Genomic DNA, 24,935 nt, shown 5'->3' with positions numbered 1-24,935 from the left:
GCGATCAGAACGTGACGCGCAACCCCACCTTCAGCGAGCGCCCCGGCAGCGGCGCCTTCGGGAACACCGTCGTCGTCAGGATCGACGTCGGCGTGTACGCCAGCTTGTTCCCGATGTTGTCCATGCGCGCGTACCAGGTGAGGTTGGCGCGCTGCACCTTCATGCGGTAGCTGATGGACGCGTTCCACAGCGTGTACGCGTCCGTCTCGCGCGCGCCCACGTCGGGCACCCGGCGCTGCGCGGCGTTGTAGTCGAAGCCGACGCGCCCGGTCCACGGCCCGTTGCCGTAGGCCAGCGTGGCGCCCAGGCGCAGCGGTGCGATGCGCGGCAGCGGCTCGCCGGTGTCGAGGTTCTTGGCGCGCACGATGTCGCCGCGCCATTCGAGGTCGAGCGTGCCCGCGTCGGCCATGCGCGCGAAGCCGTCGGCGCCCAGCAGCCGCAGGTTGCCGTTGGCCTCGATGCCGGTGAAGCGTGCGCGCATGCCGCCGTAGCGGTACTCGGCCAGCGTGTCGACGGCCTCGGGGTCGGTGACGACCTGGCCTTCTTCATCGAGCGTGCGGCCCGATGCGGTCAGGCCGATGTAGTTGCGAAAGCGCGTGACATACGCGTTCACGCGGGCCGTGTTCGGGCCCGACTTCCACTGCGCGCCCAGGTCGAAGCCGGTGGACTTTTCCTTGCCCAGGTTCGGGTCGCCGACCTCCCAGGCTGCGGTCGCCACGTGCGGGCCGTTGGCGAGCAGTTCGTAGTCCTTCGGTGCGCGCTCGGTGTAGGCCAGGTTCGAGGTCAGCTGCCACTGCGGCGTGAGGTTGACCAGCGCACCGAACGCCGCGCTGTGCGGGTTGAAGGTGCGCTCGCCGACGGCGAAGCGCGTCACCGACAGGTCATCGGGGTAGCCCAACGAGCGCACCGTGACCTTCTCGGTGCGCGCGCCGAAGCTCAGGCGGCCCCACGAGGTGCCGAGCTCTTCGTGCAGGAACAGCGCGTTGGAGCGCGTGCGGCTGTGCGGCGCAAAGGCCTCCGCGCCGTCGGCGGCGAAGCGGTTGGTCTCGCGGCTGAAGCCGACCAGGCCTTCGAGGTTGCCGATCTTTTCGTGCCGCGCCTCGATGCGCAGGTCGTTGCTCAGGTTCGAGAAGGTGGTGCCAGCTTCGGCGCCTTCGAACTCGGTGTGGCGGTAGTCGGTGCGGCTCACCTTGGCGTGGATGCTGCGGATGAAGCCGCCCGGGCGCCATTCGCCTTCCAGCGCGTAGCGGTCGGACTTCATGCCGATGGTCACCTCGTCCTCGGCCACGGTGCCGTAGTTGCTGCGGTAGGTGCTGGCCGAGGCGCCGATCCAGCCCTGGCTGAAGAACAGCGTGCCGCCGACCGCGCCGCCGTTTGCCTGGTTCTGCGAGTTGCAGATGCGGCGCGCGAGCGACAGGCGCCCGGGCTTGCTGCATTCGAGGTCGATCGGCACCGACACGTCTTTCGAATCGCGGTTGAAGGTGTCGACGTGCAGGGCGAAGCGGTCGTTGCCGCCTTCGAGCAGCACACCGCCGCTCTTTTCCTTGTTGCCGCTGGCAAAGCCCAGCTCGGCACGGCCGCCGAAGCCGTTGATGGGCTCGGTCGGGATGCGGTTGTCGATCACGTTGACCACGCCGCCCACGGCGCTGCCGCCGTACTGCAGCGCCGACGGGCCGCGCAGCACCTCGATGCGCTCGGTCACCAGCGCATCGACGGGCACGGCGTGGTCGTAGCTCAGCGCCGAAGCGTCGGGCGCGCCGCCGCCGTTCTGCAGGATGCGGATGCGGTCGCCGTCCTGCCCGCGGATGCTGGGGCGGCTGGCGTTGGGGCCGAAGTAGCTGCTGCTCACGCCGGGCAGGTTGTTCAGCGTTTCGCCGAGTGTCGATTCGGAGCGCAGCAGCAGCCGGTCGCCCGACAGCGAGGTGGTCGGCGCAATCAGGTCGCTCGCGCCCAGCGGGTTGCCGGTGACGGTGACCTCGCGCAGGCTGGAGGGGTCAGCGGCAGCAGGGGCGGCAGTGGTGTCGGCGGTCTGGGCCAGGCTCGCCACCGAGGCGAGCGAAAGAACGGCAGCGCCGATGGCGTTGCGACGGAAGTGGGGGGTCATGAAAAAAGAACACTCGTTGAATCGGGGAACGACCGGCCGCCCTCACCCGCCGAAGGCAGGTGCAGCAACCGGAACACAGGGGATTCAGCGAGTGGAAGGCGGGCCGCGCGCGTCGAAGAGCGCGACCCAGCGGGCGATGGCTTCGCCCTGCAGATAAGCAAACGTGGCCGCCGGCAGCAGCATCGGCAGCACCACCAGCGGCACGCCGGGCGCGCCCGCGCCATGCGCGAGCTGGTCGTACAGGCGGCAGTCGGCGTCGTCGTGCACGCCGAACAGGCTGGCCAGCGTGTGGCCGGTGCCGTGCCGGTGCTCGGCCTGTGCCGTCGCCGCCGCTGCGGCAGCCGGAAGGCCCGGCACGTGCAGCGACCGGTGCATCAGCCCCATCGTGCCCGCGAACCAGAGCGCGAACGCCAGCGCGACGACGAGCGCGCGCGTGGTGCGCGTCATGCGGGTCGGGGTCTGGCGGAGGACGGCGGACACGGGGCGTGAAGAAAGAGACTCAGGCCTTGACGCGCGATGCGAAGGTCTTCTGGAACTTCTCGACCTTCGGGCCGACCACGAACGCGCAATAGCCCTGGTTCGGGTGGTTCAGGAAGTAGTCCTGGTGGTAAGCCTCGGCCGTCGAGTAGTTGGCCAGCGGCGCCACTTCGGTCACCACGGGTGCGCCGTAGGTCTTGCTGGCCTCGATCTCGCGGATCACCGCCTCGGCCACTTCTTTCTGCGCGTCGCTCGAGGTGTAGATGCCGCTGCGGTACTGCGTGCCGACGTCGTTGCCCTGGCGGTTGAGCGTGGTGGGGTCGTGCACCACGAAGAAGATCTCGAGCAGCTCGCGCAGGCTGATCTGCGCCGGGTCGAATTCGAGCTTCACGACCTCGGCATGGCCGGTGCGGCCGGTGCAGATCTGCTCGTAGGTCGGGTTCACCGTCTGGCCGTTGCAGTAGCCCGACTCGACGTCGAGCACGCCTTGAACCCGGTCGAACACCGCCTCGGTGCACCAGAAACAGCCTCCGCCGAGCACGATGGTTTCGGTGGGCGACGGTGAAGAAGACATGGCGCGGCTCCGGGTGGGGTTGGAAAAAGCGGGGGACCGGTATTGTCGCGGCTTGACGGGCCGGATGCCGGTCACTACATTACTAACCCGTCAGTCATTAACACCATGCCGTCCCCCCGTTCCCTCGTCGACAAGTTCTGTCCGCTGCCTTCTTCCAAGCGCGCGCGGCGCAAAGAGGCGCGCCCGGGCGAACTGCTGGCGGCGGCGCTCGACCTGTTCGTCGAAAAAGGCTTTGCCGCCACCCGCTCGGAAGAAGTGGCAGTGCGGGCCGGCGTGTCCAAGGGCACCCTCTTTCTGTACTTTCCGAGCAAGGAAGAGCTGTTCAAGGCCGTGGTGGTCGAAAACCTCGGCGGCCGTTTCACGGAGTGGAACGCCGAATTCGAGGCCTTCGAGGGCACCACCGCCGACATGCTGCGCTACTGCATGAACGTCTGGTGGGAGCGCGTCGGCCTGACCAAGGCCTCGGGCCTGACCAAGCTGATGATGAGCGAAGGCGGCAATTTTCCCGAGCTGGCGGAGTTCTACCGCCAGCAGGTGGTGCGCCCCGGCCATGACCTGCTGCGCCGCATCCTGCAGCGCGGCATCGACCGCGGCGAGTTCGTGCAGATGGACATCGACCACGCCATCTACTCGGTGGTCGCGCCCATGGTGTTCCTCATGCTCTGGAAGCATTCGGCCATGGTCTGCGTCGACGGCGTGAGCCCGCTGGACCCCGAAAAATTCATCGCCACCCAGTGCGACACCGTGCTGAACGGCCTCTGCGTGCGCCCCGGGAGCCCCGCATGACGGCCGCCGGATGGCCGACTGGCGCGGTGGCGTCATCGGTGCGACCTAAAATTGAAGGTTTGTCCCCGTCCAGAGCCTTCAAGGAAAGCCACGCCATGAACCCCACGCCCACCCTCGAGCGCTTGCGCTTCAACATGATCGAACAGCAGATCCGTCCCTGGGACGTGCTGGAGTCGGACATCCTCGAGCTGCTGGCCGAGATTCACCGCGAAGACTACGTGCCCGACGAACACCGCACGCTGTCCTTCTTCGACATGGAACTGCCGCTGCTCGACGGCTCGGTGCCCGGCGAATTCATGCTGTCGCCCAAGGTCGAAGCCCGCACCCTGCAGGACCTGCACATCCAGAAGCACGAATCGGTGCTCGAGATCGGCACCGGCTCCGGCTTCATGGCCGCCCTGCTCGGCGCCCGCGCCGCCCAGGTGCTGTCGCTCGAAATCAACCCCGTGCTGGCCGCCCGTGCCGCCGAGACGCTGCGCCAGAACGGCGTGACCAACGTCGAAGTGCGCCACGCCGACGGCGCCGTGCCGCTGGCCAGCGGCCCGAGCTTCGACGTGATCGTGCTCAGCGGCTCGGTCGCACGCATTCCGCAGAACCTGCTCGGTTCGCTCAAGGTCGGCGGTCGCCTGTCGGCGATCGTTGGCGAAGAGCCCATGATGCGCGCCCACTTCGTGACCCGCACCAGCGAAAGCAAGTGGGACACGATCCAGCCCTGGGACACCGTGGCGCCGCGCCTGCTGAACTTCCCCGAGCCTTCGCGCTTCGCGTTCTGATCGAGCGGCCCAGCCCATGATCGATCAAGTCCGCCCCGCCGACCTGGCCGCCTGGTTCGCCCAGGACGCCGACGCCGCCCCCGTGCTGCTCGACGTGCGCGAGCCCTGGGAGCTGCAGACCGCGAGCGTTGCGCCGCAGGGCTTCACGCTGGTCGCGATCCCGATGAACGAGATCCCCGGCCGGCTGGCCGAACTCGCCGCCGGCGACGGACAGCCGGCGCCCCGCATCGCCTGCCTGTGCCACCACGGCGCCCGCAGCCAGCGCGTGGCCGCATTTCTGCACCAGAACGGCTTTGACTCGCTCGCCAACGTGGCGGGGGGCATCGACGCCTGGTCCGCGCAGCACGACCCGAGCGTGCCGCGCTACTGATTCTTTCGCTCCCAAGGACGTTCAATGCCTCCCAGGCCCCGGCTTCTGCCACTTTCCGCAGCCCTCGCAAGCGTCATTGCAGGCCTGCTCGCCCTGCCGGCCCAGGGCCAGACACTGAACGAACTCTACGATTCCGCACGCGGCTTCGACGCCACCTACCAGGGCGCACGGGCCCAGTACGAAGCCAACCTGGCACGCGCCGCGCAGGCCAAGGCCGGCATCCTGCCGGCCGTCGGGCTCACGGCCGGCGTGAACCGCAGCAACCTGGACATCGACACCCTGACCGGCGCCGGCCGCGGCACCAGCACCCCGCGTGACTTCACCACGCAGAACGTCGGCATCAACGCCACGCAGCCGCTGTACCGCCCTGCCAACTGGGCCACCTACGAGCAGGGCAAGCGCCAGACGGAGATTGCGCTGGCGGTGCTCACCACCGCCGAGCAGGACCTGATCGTGCGCGTGAGCCAGGCGTACTTCGACGTGCTCGCGAGCCAGGACAGCCTGGCGTTGGTGCGCGCGCAGAAGGTCGCCGTGGCCGAGCAGCTGGCGTCGGCCAAGCGCAACTTCGAGGTCGGCACCTCCACCATCACCGACTCGCGCGAAGCCCAGGCCCGCTACGACCTCGTGATTGCCCAGGAAATCGCGGCCGAGAACGACCTGCAGGTCAAGAAGGTGGTGCTCGACCAGTTGGTCGGCCGGCCGGGCAGCGTGCCCGTGCCGCTGGCCGCGCCGGTCGTGCTGCCGACCGCGCAGCCCGCCGACATCAACGCCTGGGTCGCGCAGGCCGACGAGGTGCATCCGGCGATCCGCCAGGCGCGCCTGGGCCTGGACGTGGCCGGGCTCGAGGTGCAGAAGGCGCAGGCCGGCCACAAGCCCACGCTCGATGCCAACCTGGGCTACAACGTCACGCGCAACCCGACCGGCACGAGCACCAGCACCGTGGGCACGCGCGTCAACGCCGCCACGGTCGGTGTCACCTTCAACCTGCCGCTGTTCGCGGGCTTTGCCACCGAGAACCGCATCAAGGAAACGCTGGCGCTCGAAGACCAGTCGCGCAGCGTGCTCGACGGCACGCGCCGCAGCGTGGCGCAGGCCACGCGCGCGGCCTACCTCGGGCTGGTGTCGGGTGCGGGCCAGGTGAAGGCGCTCGAAGCCGCCGAAGCCTCCAGCCAGAGCGCGCTCGACGCGAACAAGCTGGGCTACCAGGTGGGCGTGCGCATCAACATCGACGTGCTCAATTCGCAGAGCCAGCTGTTCCAGACCAAGCGCGACCTCGCGCAGGCGCGCTACAACGTGCTGCTGGGCAACCTGAAGCTGCGCCAGGCCAACGGCACGCTGACGACCGACGACATGAACGCGATCAACGCGACGCTGGCGCGCAATGGCAGCACGCCTGCGGTGCCTGCCGCGACGACCGGCGCACCCGTGGTGCCCGTGACGCCGCCGGCCATTCCGGTGGTGCCGCCGGTGCCGGTGCAGCCGTTCAACCCGCCCGCGCCCACGATGCCGTCGGCGCCGCCGCCGCCGGTGATCCTGAATCCGCCGGTGCGCTGAGAGGTTTTTTGGTCTTTCTCCCTCCCCGCTGGGGAGGGTCGGGGTGGGGCACGACGGCCTCCGCCCCACCACAACGCTCGTTGGGCGCTTGCCCCCATCCCAGCCTTCCCCGAAAGGGGAAGGAGCGGATACGGGCTCAATCCCTGAATCCGTCGATGCGCTGAGGGAGTTTGTCTTTCTCCCTCCTTCCGGGGAGGGGCGGGGTGGGGCACGACGGCCTCGGCCCAACAACGCTCGTTGGGCGCTTGCCCCCATCCCAGCCTTCCCCAGAGGGAAGGAGCCAACACCAAGTCAGTCGAGCGTGGGCTCGGCCCGCGCCGCTTCGGGCGGTGGCGCGCCCTCGTCATCGGCCACCGGCGTCGTCACCGGCTCTGCCGCCTGCGCAATCGCCAGCACCGCGGCCGCCGTGCGCTCGGCCGCGCCGCGGTTCGACGACGAGAAGGCCAGCGCCGCCTGCGCCATCGCCGCACGACGCTCCGGGTTCTCGACCAGCTTGAGCGCGGCCGTCACGGCCTGCTCCATGCCTTCGACGCGCAGCGACGCGCCCGCCGCGAGCGACAGCTGCGCCGCCTCGGCGAAGTTGAAGGTCGACGGGCCCATGACCACCGGGCAGCCGCAGGCCGCCGGCTCGATGAGGTTCTGTCCGCCCAGCGGTTCGAAGCTGCCGCCGAGCAAGGCCACGTCGGCCAGGCCGTAGTACAGCGCCATTTCGCCGAGCGAATCGCCGAGCCAGATTTCGGCCTCGGCCGGCTGACCGGCCGCGCTGCGGCGCGCCACGGCAAAGCCTTCGGCCTCGATGAGCGCCGCCACTTCGTCAAAACGCTGCGGATGGCGCGGCACGATCATCCATTGCACGTCGTGCACGCGCTTGGCAATCGAACGGATCGCACCCTGCTCGGGCGGCACCGGCGAGGTGGCGCCGAAGCGCTTGAGCACCTCGAGCAGCAGGCGTTCTTCGCCGTCGCGCGAGCTGGCCAGCACGACCATCGGGCGCGGCAGGTGCTCGCGCAGCGAGACGGCCGTGGCCAGTTGCCGTGCGTCGGGCGTGGCGTCGAACTTGAGGTTGCCGTAGATCCCGGCCACCTTGGCGCCGAGCGACACCAGCCGGTGCGCGTCGGCCTCGGTCTGCGCCCAGACGGCGGTGAGCGCCGAGTAGGCCGGCCGCGCCAATCCGCTGAGCCGTTCGGCCGCGGCGCGCGATTTCTCGTTGAGCCGCGCATTGGCCAGCACCAGCGGAATGCGGCGCTCGGCGCAGGCGGCGGCCATCTCGGGCCAGACCTCGGTTTCCATCAGCACGCCGATGCGCGGCTGGAAGCGGTCGAGAAAGCGCGCGACGGCGCCCGGCGTGTCCCACGGCTGCCAGACCTGCGTGTCGCCGGGCTCGAGCAGCTTGGCGCCCTCTTCGCGGCCCGTGGCGGTGCCGTGCGTGAGCAGGATCGGAATACCCGGGTACTGGCGCCGCAGCTCGGCGATCAGGATGGCGGCGGCGCGCGTTTCGCCGAGCGAGACGGCGTGCACCCAGCACTGGGCAAAACCGGTGGTGGCGTCGTCGTAGTGGCCGAAGCGCTCCTCGACGGCCACGGCATAGCCGGGCTCGGCGATGGCGCGGCGCCGCAGCTTGCGGCGGACCAGCGGTTGGACGGCGGTGGTGAAAATGCCGTAGAGGCGAAGCAGCAGGGAACGCACAGGTTCTTCAGTGAGCAGCAGCGGCCAGCGTGGCGTCGGGCTTGACCGTTCGCAGCACCGCAAGCATCTCGGTCTCGATGCGTTGGAGCGCCGCCTCGGTCTGGCCTTCGAAGCGCAGCACCAGCACGGGGGTGGTATTGGAAGCGCGGATCAGCCCGAATCCATCGGGCCAGTCCACGCGCAGGCCGTCGATGGTCGAGACCTGGGCGGGAGCGTCGAAGCGCGCGTTCTGCACGAGCTGGGCGACCAGCACGTGCGGCTCGCCTTCGGCGCAGGCGACGTTCAGTTCAGGTGTCGAGAAACTGGTGGGCAGCGCATTCAGCACGGCGTTCGCGTCCGGATGCTTGCTCAAGATTTCGAGCAGGCGGCAGCCGGCGTAGGTGCCGTCGTCGAAGCCGTACCAGCGCTCCTTGAAGAAGATGTGGCCGCTCATCTCGCCGCCCAGCGGCGAATCGATTTCCTTCATCTTCGCCTTGATGAGCGAGTGGCCGGTCTTGTAGATCATCGGCGTGCCGCCCGCGGCCACGATGGCCGGCGCCAGGCGCTGCGAGCACTTCACGTCGTAGACGATGGTGCCGCCCGGCACGCGCGAGAGCACGTCCTGCGCAAAGAGCTGCATCTGGCGATCGGGAAAAATGTTCTGGCCGTCTTTGGTGACGATGCCCAGGCGGTCGCCGTCGCCGTCGAAAGCCAGGCCCAGTTCGGCCCCGCCCTTGGCCAGTTCGGCCATCAGGTCGTTCAGGTTCTCGAGCTTGCTCGGGTCGGGGTGGTGGTTGGGGAAGTTGCCGTCGACTTCGCTGAACAGCTCGACCACTTCGCAGCCGATGGCGCGAAAGATGGCCGGTGCGGTCGCACCCGCGATGCCGTTGCCCGAATCGACCACGATCTTCATGGGGCGTGCAAGCTGGATGTCGCCGACGATGCGCTGCGTGTAGGCCTTGGTCACGTCGACCTTGCGCACGCTGCCGCCGGGCGCCAGCGTGGCGCTGCCGTCTTCCATGGTCTTGCGCAGGCCCTGGATCTCGTCGCCGTAGATCGCGCGACCGGCCAGCACCATCTTGAAGCCGTTGTAGTCCTTCGGGTTGTGGCTGCCCGTGACCTGGATGCCGCTGGTGCACAGCGTGTGCGCCGCGAAGTACAGCATCGGGGTGGTGACCGCGCCCACGTCGATCACCTCGACGCCGGTGGCGACCAGGCCGTCGATCAGTGCGTCCACCAGCGCCGGGCCCGACAGGCGGCCGTCGCGGCCCACGGCCACCGAGGTCTCGCCGGCCGCGCGCGCCGCGCTGCCGAAGGCACGGCCCAACGCCTCGGCCACTTCGACATCGAGACTGAGGGGCACGACGCCGCGGATGTCATAGGCCTTGAAGATCGATGCGCTGAGCTGCATGAAGGGCGGGGTCACTGTTGGTTCGGAGTCGGGCATTGTAGGCAACGCGTTGTAGACATCGATGTCCGAAAACGGCCAGTTGAAACGAGTCGAAACCGTATCATTTCCCCATGCCTACCGCCCACGCCCCCACTGAAGTGCTCGAGAGCGACGCCTGCTACCTGGCGATGAAGACGCACGACGCGCGCTTCGACGGCTCGTTCTTCACGGCCGTGACCTCCACCGGCATTTACTGCCGGCCGGTCTGCCGCGTCAAGCTGCCGCGGCGCGAGAACTGCCGCTTCTTTCGCCATGCGGCCCAGGCCGAGGCGGCGGGTTTTCGTCCCTGCCTGCGCTGCCGGCCCGAGCTGGCGCCGCGTGCGGCCAGCTGGTCGACCGAAGATGCCTCGCGCATCCTCGCGCTGCAGGCGGCACGCCTCATCGACGAGCCCGACGCTTGGTCCGAAGAAGGCCCCGGCGCGGCGCAGATCGCGGCCCGCCTGGGCGTGAGCGACCGCCACCTGCGGCGCATCTTCGAGGCGCAGTTCGGCGTGTCACCGCTGCAGTACCTGCAGACGCGCCGCCTGCTGGCCGCCAAGCAGCTCATTGCCGACACGCGCCTGCCGATGACGCAGGTGGCACTGGCCAGTGGCTTCGCGAGCGTGCGGCGCTTCAACGCGGCCTTCGTGGCGCACTACGGGCTCAACCCGAGCGCGCTGCGCCGCGCGGGCGGCACCGAAGGCGGCGAAGGCAAGGCCATCGAAGTGCGACTGGGCTTTCGCCCACCCTACGACGCGAACGCCATGCTCGGCTTCTTCGCGCGGCGCGCGCTGCGCGGCGTCGAGACCGTGCACACCGCCGACGGCAAGGAACCCGCCAAGGGCAGCACGCCGACCTATGTGCGGCTGGCGCGCACGCTGCGCGTGCAGCAAGGCGGGCAGACACACGCCGGCTGGCTGCAGCTGCGCTTCGACCTCGAACGCGAACAGGTGCTGCTGGCCGTGAGCGATTCGCTGGCCGCGGTGCTGCCGATCGTCATCAGCCGCGCACGCGCGCTGTTCGACCTCGACGCGGAGCCGATGGCGATCAACGCCGCACTGCACGCCGCCTTTCCGCACGGCGACGGGCTGCGCGTGCCGGGCACGGTCGACGGCTTCGAGCTCGCGGTGCGCGCGGTGCTGGGCCAGCAGATCACTGTGGCCGCGGCGCGCACGCTGGGCTCGCGGCTGGTCGAGGCCTTCGGCGACGCGATCGACACCCCCATCGACGGCCTGACCCGCCTGTTCCCCACGCCAGCCGCGCTGGCAGCGGCCAGTGGCGATGCGCTCGGGCAGCTGGGCATCGTGCGCCAGCGGCAGGCCGCGCTGCAGGCCATTGCGCGCGAAGTGGCCTCGGGCCGGCTGGCGCTGCATGCGGGCGCCGACGTGCCCTCGACCCTCGCGGCGCTGCAGGAACTGCCCGGCATCGGCGCCTGGACCGCGCAGTACATCGCGATGCGCGCCCTGCGCTGGCCCGACGCCTTTCCCGCCGGCGACGTGGCCCTGCAGAAGGCGCTGGGCGTGACCACCGCGCGTGCCGCGGCCGAGGCCTCGCAGGCCTGGCGGCCCTGGCGCAGCTATGCGGTGTTGCGCGCGTGGCACACACCGCCCGCACCACCCGAACCGGCATCGGCTGCCGCAACACCGATCGCTTCTTCTTCCGACCTCGCAACGGCAGGCCTCGTGCCTGAAGGACCATGAAATTCAAACGCACAGTCATTTACACCTCGCACATCGACACGCCGCTGGGCGGCGTCACGATGGCCGCCACCGACCAGGGCCTGGCCGGTGTCTGGTTCGACCAGCAGCGCCACTGGCCCGACACCGCGGGCTGGCAGACGAAGGACGACCATCCCGCATTGGTGGAAGCCGCTGCGCAACTGCTTGACTACTTCGCGGGCCGCCGCAGCCACTTCGACATGCAGCTCGACCTGTCGCACGGCACGGTCTTCCAGCAAGGCGTGTGGCAGGCGCTGCTCGCCATTCCGGCCGGCGAAACCACGACCTACGGCGCGCTGAGCCAGCGCGTGGGCAACCCGGCCGCGGTGCGCGCGGTCGGCGCGGCGGTCGGGCGCAACCCGATCAGCGTGATCGTGCCCTGCCACCGCGTGCTCGGTGCAGACGGTTCGCTGACCGGTTACGCTGGCGGGCTCGATCGCAAGACCGCCTTGCTCGAACTCGAAACCGGCAAGTAAGACAGAAGAAAACACCGCCCGTGGCGCAGCGCGACATCTCTTCGATGGCGCACTGCGCCATTCCACCAAGAGACGCATGACCACAACGAACAACAACACCACCGTCGCCTCCTCGCCTTCGCCCGGTCCCGCCGCGCTTGCGCCCAGGGCGTGGCTCATCGACCTCGTGCTGCTGGGCGCGTTGTGGGGCGCCTCCTTCCTCTTCATGCGCATCGGCGCGGCGGAGTTCGGCGCGCTGCCGACCGCGGCCGTGCGCGTGGCCATCGCGGCGCTGTTCCTGCTGCCGATCGCGCTGCTGCGCGGCCAGGGGCCGTCGATCGCGAAGCACTGGAAGGCCAGCCTCACGGTCGGCATCTTCAACTCGGGCATGCCCTTCGCGCTGTTCTGCTTTGCGCTGCTGACCATCAACACCGGCCTGGCGGCGGTGCTCAACGCGACCACGCCGATGTTCGGCGCGCTGGTGGCCTGGGCCTGGTTCCGCGAACGGCCGAACGGCTCGCGCCTCGTCGGGCTGGTGATCGGCTTCGCGGGCGTCGCGATGCTCGCCAGCCGCAGCGCCGGCCTGCATGCCGGTGCCAGCAACCACGCCGCGCTGTGGGCCGTGCTCGCGTGTCTCGCGGCCTGCCTCTGCTACGGCATCTCGGCCAGCGCCACGCGGCGCCACCTGGCCGGCGTGCCTGCGCTGACCACGGCCACGGGCAGCCAGATCGGCGCCACGCTGTTCCTCGTGCTGCCCGCGATCTGGCTCTGGCCCGCGCAGATGCCCAGCCTGCGCGCGTGGGCAGCGCTGCTGGCGCTGGGCATCGCCTGCACGGGCGTGGCCTACATCCTGTTCTTCCGGCTCATCGAGCGCGCCGGCCCGGCCCGCGCGCTCACCGTGACCTTCCTCGTGCCGGTGTTCGCGCTGTTCTACGGCGCCGTGTTCCTCGGCGAGCAGATCACGCAGTGGATGCTGATCTGCGCCTTCGTGATCGTGTGCGGCGTGGCGCTGTCGACCGGCATCGTCAAGCTGCCGTCGCTGCGCAAGGCCGCGGGCTGAGCTTTCTTCAGACCACGCCTGCGACCACGTTCACCGACAGGGCCAACACCAGCATGTTGAACGCGAAGGCGAGCACGCTGTGGACCAGCGTGATGCGCCGCATCTCGTGCGAAGTGGCCTGCACGTCCGACACCTGCGAGGTCATGCCGATCACGTAGGCGTAGTACATGAAGTCGAAGTAGTCGGGTGCTTCCTTGCCCGGAAAGTCGAGCCCGCCGTCGGAGGCGTGGTCCTTGCGATCGATGTAGTAGCGGTGCGCGTAGTGAAAGGCGTAGATCGTGTGCATCATGAGCCACGAGCCCGCCAGCGCCACCAGCCCGAGCGCCACGTGCGCGCCGCGCGCCCAGCCGCCGAGCTGGCGCACCTGCTGCAGCAGCATCGCGATGGCGACCACGCTCACGCCCACGGCCACCAGCATCGACACCAGGATCACGACGTTGGGCTGGTCCAGCTGTTGCGCGCGCTCGCGCGTGCGCTGGGCGTCGAAGGTCTCGGCCAGCCACCAGCTGAGCACCTGGTACACCGTCACGCCCGCGCACCAGCCGGCCAGTGCGCGCGCCGTGAAGCCCATCGGCCAGGGCAGCAGCGCCACCGCGACGGCTGCCGCGGCTCCGTAGAGCAGGCGTTGTGGACCGGTGGTGGTGGAAAGGTGTGCGCGCATGGGCGGACTGTAGCGCCGTGGTGTGCATCGGCGCGCGATCGGCAATTTCCTACAGCCACATCGGCCATCGGCGCATGCACAGCCCGGCGCCGTCTCACTAAGGTGGTGCGGTTCCAGGGAGCTCAGCCCGCAGGCGTCGCGACCCACGCGCAGGCCCGAGGCGTCTTTCATCCGAAGGATTTCTTTCATGCTGTTGCCTCGTTCGCGCTCGCGCGGCGTCCCTGGCACGCTGGCTGCGGCCGGCGTTCTCTTCACCTGCATCGCCGCGCCCGTCGTCGCGACGGCCGAACCTTCTCCGGCGCTGGACCGTTTCAGCTTCTCGGTGGGCGCCTTCAGCGCCGACCCCAAGTTCAGCGCTTCGGTCGAAACGCCCTACGGCGCACTGCGCTCCAACGACCTCAAGCCGGGCCGCGTGACCATGCCGCGCATCACGGCCGATGTGCTGATCGGCGACAGCCAGGGCATCTCCTTCGACTACTACCGCTACAAGCGCGACTACGACGGGCAGATCGGGGGCAGCACCACGATCGGCGGCTTCGGCGCGCTGAACGCGATCGGCAGCGCCAACCTGTCGGCGCAACTCGACTTCGCCAAGCTCGCCTACAAGTGGTGGCTCGGCTCGGGCAACACCGTCTTCGGGCTGGGCGCCGGCGCGGCGTACTACCGCGCGACGCTCGGTGCCAGTGCGCTGGTCGGCGTGAACGGACAGGTGCGTTCGGTCAGCGAGCGCTCGAGCGACAACGCCATCGCGCCCTTGCTCGAGGTCGGCGTGCGCCACGCGATCACACCCGACCTGCGGCTGTTCGCCGATGCCTCGGGCGTGTGGAAGAGCAGCGGCCGCTTCCACGGCAACATCTACAACGCCGCAGCCGGCGTGGAGTGGTTCCCGGTGAAGAACGTCGGCCTGGTGCTGTCGTATGGCGTGACCAACATCGACCTCACGCGCGAAGGCGGCTTTGCCGATTCGCGCCTCAAGGTGCGGCTGCAGGGGCCCTCGGCCTTCCTCAAGGCCCGCTTCTGACAGGGTCCGATGCGGCCGGGTGAGCGCCGCATAGCCACTCTTCGCAAGACCGGCAGGCGCTGCCGGTCTTAGTCTGCGCTCCGATCGACACCACAACGACCGGAGACACGACGCCATGCCCGCCGCCCGCCCAGAGACCGCCCCTCCTCCTTCCAGCGCATCGCCCGCATTGCGTTGGGCGACGTGATCCACCGCAGCGCGCGGCGCTTCGGCGCGCGCACTGCGTTGATCGAGGGCGAGCACCGCATGAGCTACACCGAGCTCGACGCCGCATCGAACCGCTTCGCGCACCACCTGCTGGGCCTCGGCCTGGCCAGCGGCGAGCGCGTGGGCATGCTGTGCAACAACTCGATCGAGATGGTGGTCGCGCTGCTCGGCATTCAGAAGGCCGGGCTGGTGTGGGTGCCGATCAACACGGCGCTCGCGGTCGATGCCATCGGCTACATCCTCGAACATGCCGAGGTGCGGCACCTCGTGATCGACACCGCGCTGCACGCCAAACCCGAACTGCGCCAGCTGCTCGACACGGCGAAGGTCTCGCCGCTGCTGTGCGTGCTCGACGGCGACACGCCACCGCCCGGCATGCCCACCGTGGCGCAGGCCATTGCGCAGGGTCCGGCCACGCTGCCCGACGTGGCCATCGACAGCAACCAGCTCGCGCTCATCATGTACACGAGCGGCACCACCGGCCGGCAGAAGGGCGTGATGCATTCGCACGCCTCGGTGCATTCGGTGCTCATGAGCAACATGCTCGAATGGGGCGGCGGCCCCACGCACCACGATGTGTGGAGCGCCGTGCTGCCGCTCTTTCACTGCGGGCAGCACACGGTGCTGATGTCGGCGCTGGCGGTGGGCGGCACGAACGTCATCCTGCGCGGCTTCGACCCGGGCGCGATGCTCGCCGCCATCGAGCGCCACAGGATCACGGTGACGGTCGGCCTGCCAATGATGTACGGCGCGCTGCTGGCCCACCCGCAGCGCGCATCGCGCGACCTGTCGAGCCTGCGACTGTGCGTGTATGCGATGGCGCCGATGTCGCGCACGCTGCTGCTGCGCCTGCTCGACACCTTCTGCCCCAACTTTGCACTGGCCTCGGGACAGACCGAGATGTACCCCGGCGCCACCATCTTCGAGACCCACCGGCAGCGCGAGCGCTTCGGCTCGTATTGGGGTGTGGGCACCATGGTGAACGAGGTCGCGGTGATGGGCGACGAGGGCGAGCTGCTCGCACCGAACCAGGTCGGCGAGATCGTCTTTCGCGGACCGAACGTGATGCTCGGCTACTACAAGGACCCGCAGGCCACCGCGAATGCGCAGCGCTTCGGCTGGCACCACTCGGGCGACCTGGGAAAGCTCGACGGCGACGGGCAGCTGATCTTTCTCGACCGGCTCAAGGACATGGTCAAGTCGGGCGGCGAGAACGTGCCTTCGCTCAAGGTCGAGGAGGTGCTGCTGCGCCACCCGGCCGTGCTCAACGCGGCAGTGGTCGGCCTGCCGCACGAGCGCTGGGGCGAGGCCATCACGGCCTTCGTCACGCGCCGGCCCGATGCACCCGAAGAGCTTTCGGAGGCCACGCTCACGGCACACTGCAAGGAACACCTCGGCGGCTTCGAGGTGCCGAAGGACATCGTCTTCCTGCCCGCGCTGCCGATGACCTCGACGGGCAAGATCCAGAAGTTCGAGCTGCGCCAGGCCCACCAGGGGCACTACCAGCGCGACTGAATCAGCATCAGGGCGACTGCAGCTTCTGCAACAGCGACGCGCGTACTTCCTTCTTGAGCACCTTGCCGACCTTGGAGCGCGGCAGGTCGGCCCACACCTCGACCTGCTTGGGCGCCTTCACGCTGCCGATGCGCGTCTTGACGAAGGTCTTGATCGCCTCGGCATCGACGCTGCGGCCCGCATGCAGCTGCAGCACGGCCACCACGCGCTCGCCCCACTTCTCGTCGGGCAGGCCGACGACCGCGCTGTCCTGCACGTCGGGGTGCTGCATCAGCACCTGCTCCACCTCGGCGGAGTAGACGTTGAAGCCGCCCGAGATGATCATGTCCTTGGCGCGATCGACGATGAACAAAAAGCCGTTGGCATCGAGGTAGCCGATGTCGCCCGTGTGGTGCCAGCCGTGGCGCGAGGCCTCCTGCGTGGCCTTCGGGTCCTTGTAGTAGCCGCGCATCACGAGCGAGCCGCGCACCACGATTTCGCCGCTTTCGCCTGTCGGCAGCAAGGCGCCCTCGCCGTTCATGATGCCGACCTGCACCAGCGGCCCGGGCCGCCCCGCCGAGGCCAGGCGCTGGCGGGCCACCGAACCGTCGGGGTTGAAGTGGTCGCGCGGCGGCATCATCGAGACCATCATCGGCGCCTCGGTCTGGCCGAAGAGCTGGGCCATGACGGGGCCGATCTTGTCGAGTGCTTCTTCGAGCCGCGCGGCCGACATGGGCGCGGCGCCGTACCAGAAGCATTGCAGCGAATCGCGCTTCGTCTGCGCCAGCTCCGGGTGCTGCAGCAGCATGTAGATCAGCGTCGGCGGCAGGAAGGTGTGGGTGACGCGCCGGCGCTCGATGAGCGCGAGGAACTCGCCCAGGTCGGGCTTGGGCATGATGACCACGCGCCCGCCCAGCGCCATCACCGGCAGGCACAGCACGCCCGCCGCATGCGTGAGCGGCGCGAGCGCCAGGTACACGGGCCGGCCCTCGAACGGGTAGCCCATGAGCGTCAGCGCCGACATGGCCTCGAGGTTGCCGCCCGAGAGCATCACGCCCTTGGGCTGGCCGGTGGTGCCGCCGGTGCCGGCGATCATGGCCACGTCGTCGGGCGGTGCGATGTCGATCGGCGCATCGTCCAGACCGTCGAGCCATTCATCCATGGCAGGCGCAAAGGCCTGCGGCTGGTCGAGGCACACCAGCGCCTTCAGTTGCGGCAGCTGCGCGCGCATCTGCTCGACCATGGGCGCGTAGTGGCTGTGGAACACGAGACACATGCAATCGAAGGCATCGAGCACGAAGGCGTTCTCGCTGGCTTCGTTGCGCGGGTTGATCGGGCACCACACGCAGCCCGCGCGCGAGATGCCGAACACCGTGGCGAAGGCCATGGCGTCGTTGCTCGAGAGCACCGCCACCTTGCTCCCCGGCGCGATGCCGGCGCGCTGCAGGCCGCGCGCCACGCGCCAGCTCACGCGCTGCACCTGCGCATAGCTCAGGTCGACGTCGCCCATGGTGAGGCACGGCGAATCGGCGCCCTGCTGGGCGCCTTTGTCGAGGTAGTCGACGAGGCGCATGGGGGTCAGCCCATCCGCGTGAGCACGGGTTCCTGCACCAGCCCGAAGCTGCGCAACGCCCCCAGCAACTCGCGGTGCCCGAAGGCCTGGCAGCCCGAGGCAAAGCCCGCGCGGCGCGGTGCCTGCTGCAGCAGCGAGGCCGCGGCATAGGCCTGCAGCAGGCCGGTCTGCTTGTAGTTGCAGTTGCCGAAGATCACGCAGTGCGCGCGGCCCAGCGGACCGGAGGCGTGCACCGAATCGACCGACTTGTTGATGCGCGGGTTCTCGCGCGGCGGCATGGTGTTCATCACGCCCGCCGCCGTCTGGGCCAGCGCGGCATAGCGGTCTTCGTCGTTCATGCCTTCGGTGGCCTTGAGCGCGGCGGCCACGATCTGCGGCACGCCCAGCATCAGCGGCTTGTTGAAGACGCCGCCGAGCACCTTCACGTTGGCCACGCGCGGATCGCGCTTGAACCACACGGGGTGCGAGGTGCCGCCCCAGGGCAACGCCAATGCGGCTTCGTGCTGGCCCGGAATCGACAGGTGGTACAGGCCCGCGTCGGGTTGCCATTCGACGTACTGGTTCTGCTCCAGGAAGAAGGCCTTCGACGTGGCCGCGTTCACCAGGATGGTCTGCGTCGATGCGATGGTCGGGCTGCCGCCCCAGAACACGGCGATGTCGAGTGTGTCCAGGCCCGGCGTTTCCAGGCACAGCTGCGCCGCGATTTCGCCGGTGGTGTACATCTGCGCCAAGCCGGGCGAGAGCAGCAGGCCCGCGGCGGCGAACTTGGCGCCGTACTGTTGGTCAAGCGTGATGAGCCAGTCTTGCTCGCCGGTGGTGTCGGTGTAGTGGCAACCCGCGGCCAGGCAGGCATCGACCACCTCGGGGCCGAACTTGGCGAACGGCCCCACCGTGTTGAGCACCACCGAGGCGCCGGTGAAGAGCTCGGTGAGCGCTTCGACCGTGTGCGCGACCTCGACCACTTCGTAGTCTGCGGTCTCGATGCCGGGCACGTTCGACTTCATCGCCGCTTCGAGCTTCTCTGCGCTGCGGCCCGCGGCAATGAAGGGGATGTGGTACTCGCGCAGGTACTCGCAGACCAGGCGCCCGGTGTAGCCGGAGGCGCCGTAGACGACGACGGGTTTCTTCTTGCTGCTGCTCATGTTCTTTGCTCCTTGTTGATCGCTCACATGCCCATGCCGCCGTCCACCGCGAGGCCCGCACCGGTGATGAACCGGGCGGCGTCGGAGCAGAGGAAGACCACCACGTCGGCCATGTCGCCGATCTCGCCGAGACGGCCCAACGGCGTCTGGCCGATGACGTCGCCCACGGCGGCTTCGACGCTGGGCGCGAGCCCGGCGGCCACGATGTCGTTGGCGAGCCTCATGCCCATGTCGGTGGGCACCAGCCCGGGATAGATGCAGTTGACGCGCACGCCGTAGCCCAGCTTGCCGGACTCCATGGCCGCCACGCGCGTGGCGCGGTCGACCGCCGACTTGGTCGCCGAGTAGCCCGCGATGGCAGGAAAGGCAATGGTGGCCGCGACCGACGCGATGTTGACCACCGCACCGCCGCCGCCCGCGCTGCCGCCGGGGCGCATGGCGCGAAAGGCGTGCTTCATGCCCAGCAGCGTGCCGGCCACGTTCACGTCGAGCATGCGGCGCAGGTCGTCGCCGTCGACGTCGATCACCAGCGAGGTGATCTCGATGCCCGCGTTGTTGACGAGGATGTCGAAGCCGCCGAGTGCTTCCACCGTCGCTTCGGTGGCAGCCGCCCAGTCGCCGTCCTTCGTGACGTCGAGCGCAACGAAGCCCACCTTCGCCCCTTCGGCCGAGAGCCGCTGCGCGGTCTCCTTCCCAAGATCGGCGAGCACGTCGCCGATCATCACCGACGCACCTGCTTGCGCCAGTGCCTGTGCGATGCCCGCGCCGATGCCGCGCGCACCACCCGTCACCAGGGCCTTGCGCCCCGTCAAGTCGAACTTGGCCATCACTTGTCTCCTGTGAATATGTTTATGAGATGGAGCGGTCATGCTAGGAATCGACTTGACGAGTGTCAAGACTTTTCTTGACGACTGCCCAAATTCCGTAAAATGCCTCCGGACCGCACGCACGAGGGATTTCCCACGGCGCGTGCTATGGTTTGCAATCACCAGGAAACACAGCGGCCGGCACTCTGCGGCCTGGCTAGAAATGACCACTCATTCACGGGTAAAGAAGCACACCGGGCGGGTGCAGAAGGCACCGGCCGACAAGTTCGCGGAGCGCCGCGCCGAGCTCGGCGAAGCCGCCCTCACCACGCTGGCCACGCTCGGCTACGCGCGCACCAGCCTGCGCGAAATTGCGCAGAACTCCGAGTTCTCGCATGGCGTGCTGCACTACTACTTCAGCGACAAGGTCGACCTCATCGTCTGCAGCGTCAAGCAGTACAAGGCGCGCTGCGTCACGCGCTACGACCACGCGGTCGACACCGCCACCACGTATGACGAACTCATGGAAGGCTTCCTGCAGAGCCTGGGCGACACGCTGCAGGGCGAAGGCCACGTGCACCGGCTCTGGTACGACCTGCGTTCGCAGGCGCTGTTTGAAGCGGCCTTCCACGACGACGTGGTGGAGATCGACAAGAGCCTCGAAGACATGATCTGGCGCATCATGAGCCGCTTCGCCGAACTCTCGGGGCAAGGCCCCGGCCTGCCGCCCTCGGCCTGCTACGCGCTCTTCGACGGGCTGTTCCTGCAGGCGCTGCTCAAGCACCTCTCGGGCGACACGAAGGCCATTGCCGACATGCAGGCCGATGTGCGGCAGTCGATCGAACGGCTGTTTGCGGTGCCTCCTGCTGCCCCGAAAAAGAACACCCGTCGCGCAGCACCGGCTGCCCTCACCAAAGAAAAGAAATGACCGATCTCTCGCACTTCCCCATCACGAAGAAATGGCCCGCGCAGCACCCTGAGCGGCTGCAGCTGTATTCGCTGCCCACGCCCAACGGCGTGAAGGTGTCGATCCTGCTGGAGGAAACCGGCCTGCCCTACGAGCCGCACCTCGTGAGCTTCGAGACCAACGACCAGATGTCGCCGGAGTTTTTGTCGCTCAACCCGAACAACAAGATCCCCGCCATCCTCGACCCGAACGGCCCGGGCGGCCAGCCGCTGGCACTGTTCGAATCGGGCGCGATCCTGCTGTACCTCGCCGAGAAGACCGGCCAGTGCATCCCGAAGGATGCGGCTGCGCGCTACGAAACCCTCCAGTGGGTGATGTTCCAGATGGGCGGCATCGGCCCGATGTTCGGCCAGCTCGGCTTCTTCCACAAGTTCGCCGGCAAGGCCTACGAAGACAAGCGCCCGCGCGACCGCTACGTGGCCGAATCGAAGCGCCTGCTCGGCGTGCTCGACAAGCACCTGGCCGACCGCGCATGGATCATGGGCGACAGCTACACCATCGCCGACATCGCCACCTTCCCGTGGGTGCGCAACCTGATCGGCTTCTACGAGGCCGCCGACCTCGTGGGCTTCAGCGATTTCAAGAACGTCGCGCGCGTGCTCGAAGCCTTCGTGGCGCGGCCTGCGGTGGTGAAGGGCCTGGGGATTCCGGCGCGGGGCTGAGGCCCGGCAACGCGCCCGAGGCGCGCGGCTATTGCAGGTCGGGGCCGCAACGCCGCGTCTCGTCGAGCACGGGCTTCACCAGCGCGGCGCCCGCCAGCGCCCACAGCGTGAGCGCCTCGTCGAACGCACGCACGTGCCGTGGATCCTCGCCAAGCCACTGCACGAGCTGGTCGGCGTGGTCGCGCGAGGGCGCATCGTGCAACCGGCAGAACAGCACCCACGCGGTGTCGACAGCCGCCTGCGCGGGCACCGAGGCGCTGCGGGCCATCGCAGTGCGCCGAGGCATCGGCTAGATCTGGACGGCCTGCGGCGCGTCGCGCACCGCGCTTCGTGCGCGCGACTGCGCAGCAAGCAACGCGTTGCCGATCTCGCCCGTGCGCACCGACGTCACCGACAGCAGCGTGTCGCTCAGGCCATGGCTGTCTTCGCAAGCACCCTGCAGGTAGATGCCCGGATGGAAGTCGGGCGTGGCCTTCAGGCGGTAGCAGCGGTCGACGTCGTAAGAACCGATATAGGGCGCGAGCGGCGCCAGCAGGTCCTTGTGCTGGTCGCGCGCATAGCCGGTGGCGAGCACCACGGCGTCGTAGCGCACGGTGCTTTCCCGCTGCACGTCGCGGTCGAACAGCGTGAGGTGGATGCCGTCGTTCGCGGCGCGCACCGAGCGCACGTCGTGCTGGCGCAGCATGCGCAGGCGGGTGCCGCACGCCACCTTCTGGTCGTAGAAGACCTTGTAGATCTGCTGGATCAGGTCGAGGTCGGCCACCGCGTAGTTGGTCTGCGAGAACTCGTCGAGCAGCGCGGCGCGCACGTCGCGACCCTGGCTGAACATGTAGTCGGTGAAATCGGCGTTGAAGACTTCGTTGACGAAGGGGCTGTCGTCCGAGGGCCGGATCGATCGCGCGCGCATGACGAGGTCGACCTGCGGCGCGCCGGGGCGCCCCTGCAGGTCCATGAAGATCTCGGCCGCGCTCTGGCCGGCGCCGACGATGGCCACGCGCCGCGCATGGGGGTGCTGCGCCATGTCCTTGAGGTAGCTGCTCGAATGGAACACGCGCGGATCGTCGCGCAGTCCGCGAAATCCCTCCGGAATGTGGGGCACGCCGCCGATGCTCACCACCAGGTTGCGCGCCAGCCGCTCCTGCACGCGGCCGTCGGCGGTGCGTGAGTGCACGCGCAGCAGTTGCACTTCGCCGCCCTGCTTCTCGGGCTGCACGTCGAACACCTCCTCGCCGTAGCGGCAGGCATCCTCGAACTGGCCCGCGGCCCAGCCCAGGTAGTCGTTGAACTCGTGGCGGCTCGGGAAGAAGCTCTTGAGGTTGATGAAGTCCGTCAGCCGGCCCTTCTCGTGCAGGTAGTTCACGAAAGTGAAGCGGCTGCTCGGGTTGCGCAGCGTCGCCAGGTCCTTCAGAAAAGATATCTGCATGTGCGCCTGGTCCAGCAGCATGTTCGGGTGCCAGGCGAAGCAGGGCTGGCGCTCGATGAAGAGCGCGTCCAGCGGTTTGCTGCCGTGGCGCTTCTCCTCGAGTGCGATGGCCAGGGCGACGTTCGACGGGCCGAATCCGACGCCGATCAGGTCATGGATGTGCTGCATGGGATGTCAACTCCTCTGTGTGTTGGGTGCGATCGAAAGGGCGCGTGCTTTCACGCGGCAAGATTCGCCGAAGCGCGGACCCGGTCTTGCGCGATGCGGCCGGCCTTCATGGTGATCACGCGATCGGCCAGGTGGAAGTAGCGGTCGTCGTGCGAGATCACGACCAGCAGATGCCCCTTGGCGCGCAGCTCGGGAAGCAGCTCGGTGTAGAACAGATGGCGAAAGCTCGGGTCCTGGTCGGCGGCCCACTCGTCGAACACCAGCACCGGCCGGCCTTCCAGGTAGGCGTGCACCAGCGCCAGTCGCTTGCGCTGGCCGGTCGACAGGTCCACGGTGCTGAAAGAGCCGTCCTTGATGCTCACCTTGTGAGCAATCTCCAGGCGCTGCAGGTAGGGCAGCGCGGCTTGCGGCAACGCGTGCGCGCCGGCTTCGCCCTTCTGCGTGGCGACGAGATCCTCGAACAGGTAGAAGTCGGAGAACACCGTCGTGAAGAGCTGCCGGTAGTCGTCACGGGTCTGCGGCGTCACGGCCTGGCCGTCGAGCAGTACCTCGCCGCTCTGCGGCGCATAAAGACCGAGCAGCAGCTTGATCAGGGTGGTCTTGCCGGAGCCGTTGTCGCCCACCACGAACACCATTTCGCCGCGGCGCAGCTGCAGGTCGATGGGGCCGAGCACGAAGGGCTCGCTGCCTTCGGGCACATCGAAGGCATAGCGCACGCCGCGCATGCCGATGCCTTCCTGCATCCTGGCGCTGCCCGCCGGGCGCGCCAGATGCAAGTGCGGTTCGGGCGTCGCAAAGCGCGCCGACAGGTCCGCGATGCGCTGGAACGCGATCTTGGCGCGGCCGACGTTGGGCAGCGCGCCGGCAATCATGTCGATCGGGCCCTTCAGGAACAGCAGCACCAGCACGAAGCCGCTGAGCACCACGGGCTCGGTGGCGCGGAAGGCCGCCCAGCCGAGGATCATCGCGATCAGCAGGAAGAACAGGGCCGAGCCGAAGGCCGTGGCCATCACGTAGGTGTTGATTGCGCGGCTGTTGACGGTGCGGATGTCGTCGACGATGCGCTCGACCTGGTCGCCGAACATGCGCGTGCGGCGATCGCGGTGCATGCGCAGTTCTTTCGCGCCTTCGCTGATCGCACGGTAGGCCTTGTGCAGCTGGTCTTCGTGCGCGCGCGCCTTCCAGAAGCCGGCGCTGCCGCGCGTCTGGGCGACCGTCTGGATCGTCGCGCCGATCGCGAGCGCGACCACCAGCAGGCCGAAGAGCGGCAGCGACAGCCAAGCCAGATAGCCGAGGCAACCGAGCGCGACCGCCACGGCGATCAAGGTGGACGACAGCACGAAGGCGACGTCGCTGATCATGTCCACGTCCTGCGAGAGCACGGGCATCAGACGGTGGGTGCGGTAGCGCTCGAGCGCGTCGATGGGCGCCGAGAGAATCTTCTGCGCCAGGCTCTTGCGCACCTGGGCCACCAGGCGCTGGCCCACGAAGTTGGTGGAGACGTCCGACGCCATGCGTCCGAACAGCGCCACGAGGCACAGGCCGATGAAGGTCAGGAGCAGTCCACCGGCCATGCCGCCTTCCTGGTTCAGCACCAGGTTGATGGTGCGCAGCAGCGCGACCGTGGCCGCACCCGCACACACGCCGGTGACCAGCGACAGCGCGATCCACGGAACGAAGGGCTTGAGCAGCCGCGCGATTTCCGCACCGCCTTCGCGGCCTTCGCTGCTTTCACTGCCAGGGATCGATGTCATGCAAACTCTTTCCGCCCACGGAGGGCGACGACGGCCCCGTGACAGAGCCCGAAAACTGCAGGAGCCACCCGGCCCGGCGGGCAGGATGCGGC

At 68.6% G+C, this 24,935-nt stretch carries 23 protein-coding genes; 11 read left to right on the top strand and 12 right to left on the bottom strand.

Going from position 1 to position 24,935, the window contains the following annotated elements; all coding sequences use genetic code 11:
- Positions 1 to 4: 4 nt before the first annotated feature.
- The 3 genes from GFK26_RS15855 to msrA form a co-directional block, all read right to left on the bottom strand.
- Positions 5 to 2,104 carry a TonB-dependent receptor gene (locus GFK26_RS15855; RefSeq protein WP_153282783.1) on the bottom strand — a complete coding sequence of 700 codons (2,100 nt, stop codon included), beginning with the start codon at positions 2,102 to 2,104 and terminating at the stop codon, positions 5 to 7.
- Positions 2,105 to 2,188: 84 nt separating this feature from the next.
- Positions 2,189 to 2,584 carry a hypothetical protein gene (locus GFK26_RS15850; protein WP_228122031.1) on the bottom strand — a complete coding sequence of 132 codons (396 nt, stop codon included), beginning with the start codon at positions 2,582 to 2,584 and terminating at the stop codon, positions 2,189 to 2,191.
- A gap of 19 nt (positions 2,585 to 2,603) precedes the next feature.
- Positions 2,604 to 3,155 carry a peptide-methionine (S)-S-oxide reductase MsrA gene (gene msrA / locus GFK26_RS15845; protein ID WP_153282782.1) on the bottom strand — a complete coding sequence of 184 codons (552 nt, stop codon included), beginning with the start codon at positions 3,153 to 3,155 and terminating at the stop codon, positions 2,604 to 2,606.
- A 105-nt stretch (positions 3,156 to 3,260) separates the two neighbouring features.
- On the opposite strand from msrA, the gene GFK26_RS15840 reads away from it, so the two are divergent.
- The 4 genes from GFK26_RS15840 to GFK26_RS15825 all read left to right on the top strand — a co-directional run bounded on the left by GFK26_RS15840 (position 3,261) and on the right by GFK26_RS15825 (position 6,638).
- On the top strand, positions 3,261 to 3,941 hold the full coding sequence (locus tag GFK26_RS15840; protein WP_153282781.1) for a TetR/AcrR family transcriptional regulator: 681 nt from the start codon (positions 3,261 to 3,263) through the stop codon (positions 3,939 to 3,941).
- Between the two features lie 95 nt (positions 3,942 to 4,036).
- Positions 4,037 to 4,714: a protein-L-isoaspartate O-methyltransferase family protein gene (locus GFK26_RS15835; protein ID WP_153282780.1), complete on the top strand. Its 678-nt coding sequence runs from the start codon at positions 4,037 to 4,039 to the stop codon at positions 4,712 to 4,714.
- A gap of 16 nt (positions 4,715 to 4,730) precedes the next feature.
- A complete protein-coding gene (locus GFK26_RS15830) occupies positions 4,731 to 5,084 on the top strand; it encodes a rhodanese-like domain-containing protein (RefSeq protein WP_070062458.1) in 354 nt (117 codons plus the stop codon).
- Positions 5,085 to 5,108: 24 nt separating this feature from the next.
- Entirely contained in the window at positions 5,109 to 6,638 is a 1,530-nt protein-coding gene (locus tag GFK26_RS15825) for a TolC family outer membrane protein (protein WP_153282779.1), read from the top strand.
- Between the two features lie 291 nt (positions 6,639 to 6,929).
- On the opposite strand, the gene GFK26_RS15820 is transcribed toward GFK26_RS15825, so the two are convergent.
- Both GFK26_RS15820 and GFK26_RS15815 read right to left on the bottom strand, forming a co-directional pair.
- Positions 6,930 to 8,324 carry a 3-deoxy-D-manno-octulosonic acid transferase gene (locus GFK26_RS15820; protein ID WP_153282778.1) on the bottom strand — a complete coding sequence of 465 codons (1,395 nt, stop codon included), beginning with the start codon at positions 8,322 to 8,324 and terminating at the stop codon, positions 6,930 to 6,932.
- Between the two features lie 7 nt (positions 8,325 to 8,331).
- Positions 8,332 to 9,714, bottom strand: a complete 1,383-nt coding sequence (locus GFK26_RS15815) for a phosphomannomutase/phosphoglucomutase (RefSeq protein ID WP_153282777.1) — start codon at positions 9,712 to 9,714, stop codon at positions 8,332 to 8,334.
- A gap of 110 nt (positions 9,715 to 9,824) precedes the next feature.
- Between GFK26_RS15815 and GFK26_RS15810 the strand changes: the two genes are divergently transcribed.
- From GFK26_RS15810 to GFK26_RS15800, 3 genes are all read left to right on the top strand, one after another.
- Positions 9,825 to 11,432: a DNA-3-methyladenine glycosylase 2 family protein gene (locus GFK26_RS15810; RefSeq protein WP_153282776.1), complete on the top strand. Its 1,608-nt coding sequence runs from the start codon at positions 9,825 to 9,827 to the stop codon at positions 11,430 to 11,432.
- The gene (locus GFK26_RS15805; protein ID WP_153282775.1) at positions 11,429 to 11,926 is read left to right on the top strand and encodes a methylated-DNA--[protein]-cysteine S-methyltransferase; all 498 of its coding nucleotides are present in this window, start codon (positions 11,429 to 11,431) and stop codon (positions 11,924 to 11,926) included. Before GFK26_RS15810 ends, GFK26_RS15805 begins: the two co-directional genes overlap by 4 nt.
- Before the next feature lie 76 nt (positions 11,927 to 12,002).
- Positions 12,003 to 12,965 (top strand): DMT family transporter, encoded by a 963-nt coding sequence (locus tag GFK26_RS15800; protein WP_153282774.1) that lies wholly within the window; start codon positions 12,003 to 12,005, stop codon positions 12,963 to 12,965.
- Between the two features lie 7 nt (positions 12,966 to 12,972).
- Here the strand turns inward: GFK26_RS15800 and GFK26_RS15795 are convergent, their stop codons facing one another.
- The gene (locus GFK26_RS15795; protein ID WP_153282773.1) at positions 12,973 to 13,626 is read right to left on the bottom strand and encodes a DUF1345 domain-containing protein; all 654 of its coding nucleotides are present in this window, start codon (positions 13,624 to 13,626) and stop codon (positions 12,973 to 12,975) included.
- 187 nt (positions 13,627 to 13,813) lie between these two features.
- On the opposite strand from GFK26_RS15795, the gene GFK26_RS15790 reads away from it, so the two are divergent.
- Positions 13,814 to 14,647, top strand: a complete 834-nt coding sequence (locus GFK26_RS15790; RefSeq protein WP_153282772.1) for a hypothetical protein — start codon at positions 13,814 to 13,816, stop codon at positions 14,645 to 14,647.
- 183 nt (positions 14,648 to 14,830) lie between these two features.
- The gene (locus GFK26_RS15785) at positions 14,831 to 16,369 is read left to right on the top strand and encodes a class I adenylate-forming enzyme family protein (protein ID WP_228122030.1); all 1,539 of its coding nucleotides are present in this window, start codon (positions 14,831 to 14,833) and stop codon (positions 16,367 to 16,369) included.
- A 7-nt stretch (positions 16,370 to 16,376) separates the two neighbouring features.
- On the opposite strand, the gene GFK26_RS15780 is transcribed toward GFK26_RS15785, so the two are convergent.
- Genes GFK26_RS15780 through GFK26_RS15770 form a run of 3 tightly spaced genes read right to left on the bottom strand, consistent with a single transcriptional unit; the run spans position 16,377 to position 19,890 of the window.
- The gene (locus tag GFK26_RS15780) at positions 16,377 to 17,921 is read right to left on the bottom strand and encodes an AMP-binding protein (protein WP_153282770.1); all 1,545 of its coding nucleotides are present in this window, start codon (positions 17,919 to 17,921) and stop codon (positions 16,377 to 16,379) included.
- A gap of 5 nt (positions 17,922 to 17,926) precedes the next feature.
- The gene (locus tag GFK26_RS15775) at positions 17,927 to 19,063 is read right to left on the bottom strand and encodes a DUF5938 domain-containing protein (RefSeq protein WP_153282769.1); all 1,137 of its coding nucleotides are present in this window, start codon (positions 19,061 to 19,063) and stop codon (positions 17,927 to 17,929) included.
- Positions 19,064 to 19,086: 23 nt separating this feature from the next.
- A complete protein-coding gene (locus GFK26_RS15770) occupies positions 19,087 to 19,890 on the bottom strand; it encodes an SDR family NAD(P)-dependent oxidoreductase (protein ID WP_153282768.1) in 804 nt (267 codons plus the stop codon).
- Positions 19,891 to 20,092: 202 nt separating this feature from the next.
- Here GFK26_RS15770 and GFK26_RS15765 point away from each other — a divergent pair, with 202 nt between their 5' ends.
- On the top strand, positions 20,093 to 20,797 hold the full coding sequence (locus GFK26_RS15765) for a TetR/AcrR family transcriptional regulator (protein ID WP_153282767.1): 705 nt from the start codon (positions 20,093 to 20,095) through the stop codon (positions 20,795 to 20,797).
- Complete coding sequence (locus tag GFK26_RS15760; protein WP_153282766.1) at positions 20,794 to 21,498, top strand: glutathione S-transferase N-terminal domain-containing protein; 705 nt, start codon at positions 20,794 to 20,796, stop codon at positions 21,496 to 21,498. The genes GFK26_RS15765 and GFK26_RS15760 overlap by 4 nt, the downstream gene beginning before the upstream one ends.
- 28 nt (positions 21,499 to 21,526) lie before the next feature.
- On the opposite strand, the gene GFK26_RS15755 is transcribed toward GFK26_RS15760, so the two are convergent.
- Genes GFK26_RS15755 through GFK26_RS15745 form a run of 3 tightly spaced genes read right to left on the bottom strand, consistent with a single transcriptional unit; the run spans position 21,527 to position 24,843 of the window.
- The gene (locus tag GFK26_RS15755) at positions 21,527 to 21,784 is read right to left on the bottom strand and encodes a hypothetical protein (RefSeq protein ID WP_228122029.1); all 258 of its coding nucleotides are present in this window, start codon (positions 21,782 to 21,784) and stop codon (positions 21,527 to 21,529) included.
- Between the two features lie 3 nt (positions 21,785 to 21,787).
- Positions 21,788 to 23,089: a lysine N(6)-hydroxylase/L-ornithine N(5)-oxygenase family protein gene (locus tag GFK26_RS15750; protein ID WP_153282765.1), complete on the bottom strand. Its 1,302-nt coding sequence runs from the start codon at positions 23,087 to 23,089 to the stop codon at positions 21,788 to 21,790.
- A gap of 50 nt (positions 23,090 to 23,139) precedes the next feature.
- The gene (locus GFK26_RS15745) at positions 23,140 to 24,843 is read right to left on the bottom strand and encodes a cyclic peptide export ABC transporter (RefSeq protein WP_153282764.1); all 1,704 of its coding nucleotides are present in this window, start codon (positions 24,841 to 24,843) and stop codon (positions 23,140 to 23,142) included.
- Positions 24,844 to 24,935 lie beyond the last annotated feature (92 nt).

This window comes from Variovorax paradoxus, from assembly GCF_009498455.1.
Classification (GTDB): Bacteria; Pseudomonadota; Gammaproteobacteria; order Burkholderiales; family Burkholderiaceae_C; genus Variovorax; species Variovorax paradoxus_H.
This window is presented reverse-complemented; position numbering and strand designations above follow the sequence as displayed.

What these genes read in the sequence shown, in the direction of transcription:
- GFK26_RS15855 (WP_153282783.1), bottom strand. Translation starts at nt 2,104, where the DNA reads ATGACCCCCCACTTCCGTCGCAACGCCATCGGCGCTGCCGTTCTTTCG.
- msrA (WP_153282782.1), bottom strand. Translation starts at nt 3,155, where the DNA reads ATGTCTTCTTCACCGTCGCCCACCGAAACCATCGTGCTCGGCGGAGGC.
- GFK26_RS15840 (WP_153282781.1), top strand. Translation starts at nt 3,261, where the DNA reads ATGCCGTCCCCCCGTTCCCTCGTCGACAAGTTCTGTCCGCTGCCTTCT.
- GFK26_RS15835 (WP_153282780.1), top strand. Translation starts at nt 4,037, where the DNA reads ATGAACCCCACGCCCACCCTCGAGCGCTTGCGCTTCAACATGATCGAA.
- GFK26_RS15830 (WP_070062458.1), top strand. Translation starts at nt 4,731, where the DNA reads ATGATCGATCAAGTCCGCCCCGCCGACCTGGCCGCCTGGTTCGCCCAG.
- GFK26_RS15825 (WP_153282779.1), top strand. Translation starts at nt 5,109, where the DNA reads ATGCCTCCCAGGCCCCGGCTTCTGCCACTTTCCGCAGCCCTCGCAAGC.
- GFK26_RS15815 (WP_153282777.1), bottom strand. Translation starts at nt 9,714, where the DNA reads ATGCAGCTCAGCGCATCGATCTTCAAGGCCTATGACATCCGCGGCGTC.
- GFK26_RS15810 (WP_153282776.1), top strand. Translation starts at nt 9,825, where the DNA reads ATGCCTACCGCCCACGCCCCCACTGAAGTGCTCGAGAGCGACGCCTGC.
- GFK26_RS15805 (WP_153282775.1), top strand. Translation starts at nt 11,429, where the DNA reads ATGAAATTCAAACGCACAGTCATTTACACCTCGCACATCGACACGCCG.
- GFK26_RS15800 (WP_153282774.1), top strand. Translation starts at nt 12,003, where the DNA reads ATGACCACAACGAACAACAACACCACCGTCGCCTCCTCGCCTTCGCCC.
- GFK26_RS15795 (WP_153282773.1), bottom strand. Translation starts at nt 13,626, where the DNA reads ATGCGCGCACACCTTTCCACCACCACCGGTCCACAACGCCTGCTCTAC.
- GFK26_RS15790 (WP_153282772.1), top strand. Translation starts at nt 13,814, where the DNA reads ATGCTGTTGCCTCGTTCGCGCTCGCGCGGCGTCCCTGGCACGCTGGCT.
- GFK26_RS15780 (WP_153282770.1), bottom strand. Translation starts at nt 17,921, where the DNA reads ATGCGCCTCGTCGACTACCTCGACAAAGGCGCCCAGCAGGGCGCCGAT.
- GFK26_RS15775 (WP_153282769.1), bottom strand. Translation starts at nt 19,063, where the DNA reads ATGAGCAGCAGCAAGAAGAAACCCGTCGTCGTCTACGGCGCCTCCGGC.
- GFK26_RS15770 (WP_153282768.1), bottom strand. Translation starts at nt 19,890, where the DNA reads ATGGCCAAGTTCGACTTGACGGGGCGCAAGGCCCTGGTGACGGGTGGT.
- GFK26_RS15765 (WP_153282767.1), top strand. Translation starts at nt 20,093, where the DNA reads ATGACCACTCATTCACGGGTAAAGAAGCACACCGGGCGGGTGCAGAAG.
- GFK26_RS15760 (WP_153282766.1), top strand. Translation starts at nt 20,794, where the DNA reads ATGACCGATCTCTCGCACTTCCCCATCACGAAGAAATGGCCCGCGCAG.
- GFK26_RS15755 (WP_228122029.1), bottom strand. Translation starts at nt 21,784, where the DNA reads ATGCCTCGGCGCACTGCGATGGCCCGCAGCGCCTCGGTGCCCGCGCAG.
- GFK26_RS15750 (WP_153282765.1), bottom strand. Translation starts at nt 23,089, where the DNA reads ATGCAGCACATCCATGACCTGATCGGCGTCGGATTCGGCCCGTCGAAC.
- GFK26_RS15745 (WP_153282764.1), bottom strand. Translation starts at nt 24,843, where the DNA reads ATGACATCGATCCCTGGCAGTGAAAGCAGCGAAGGCCGCGAAGGCGGT.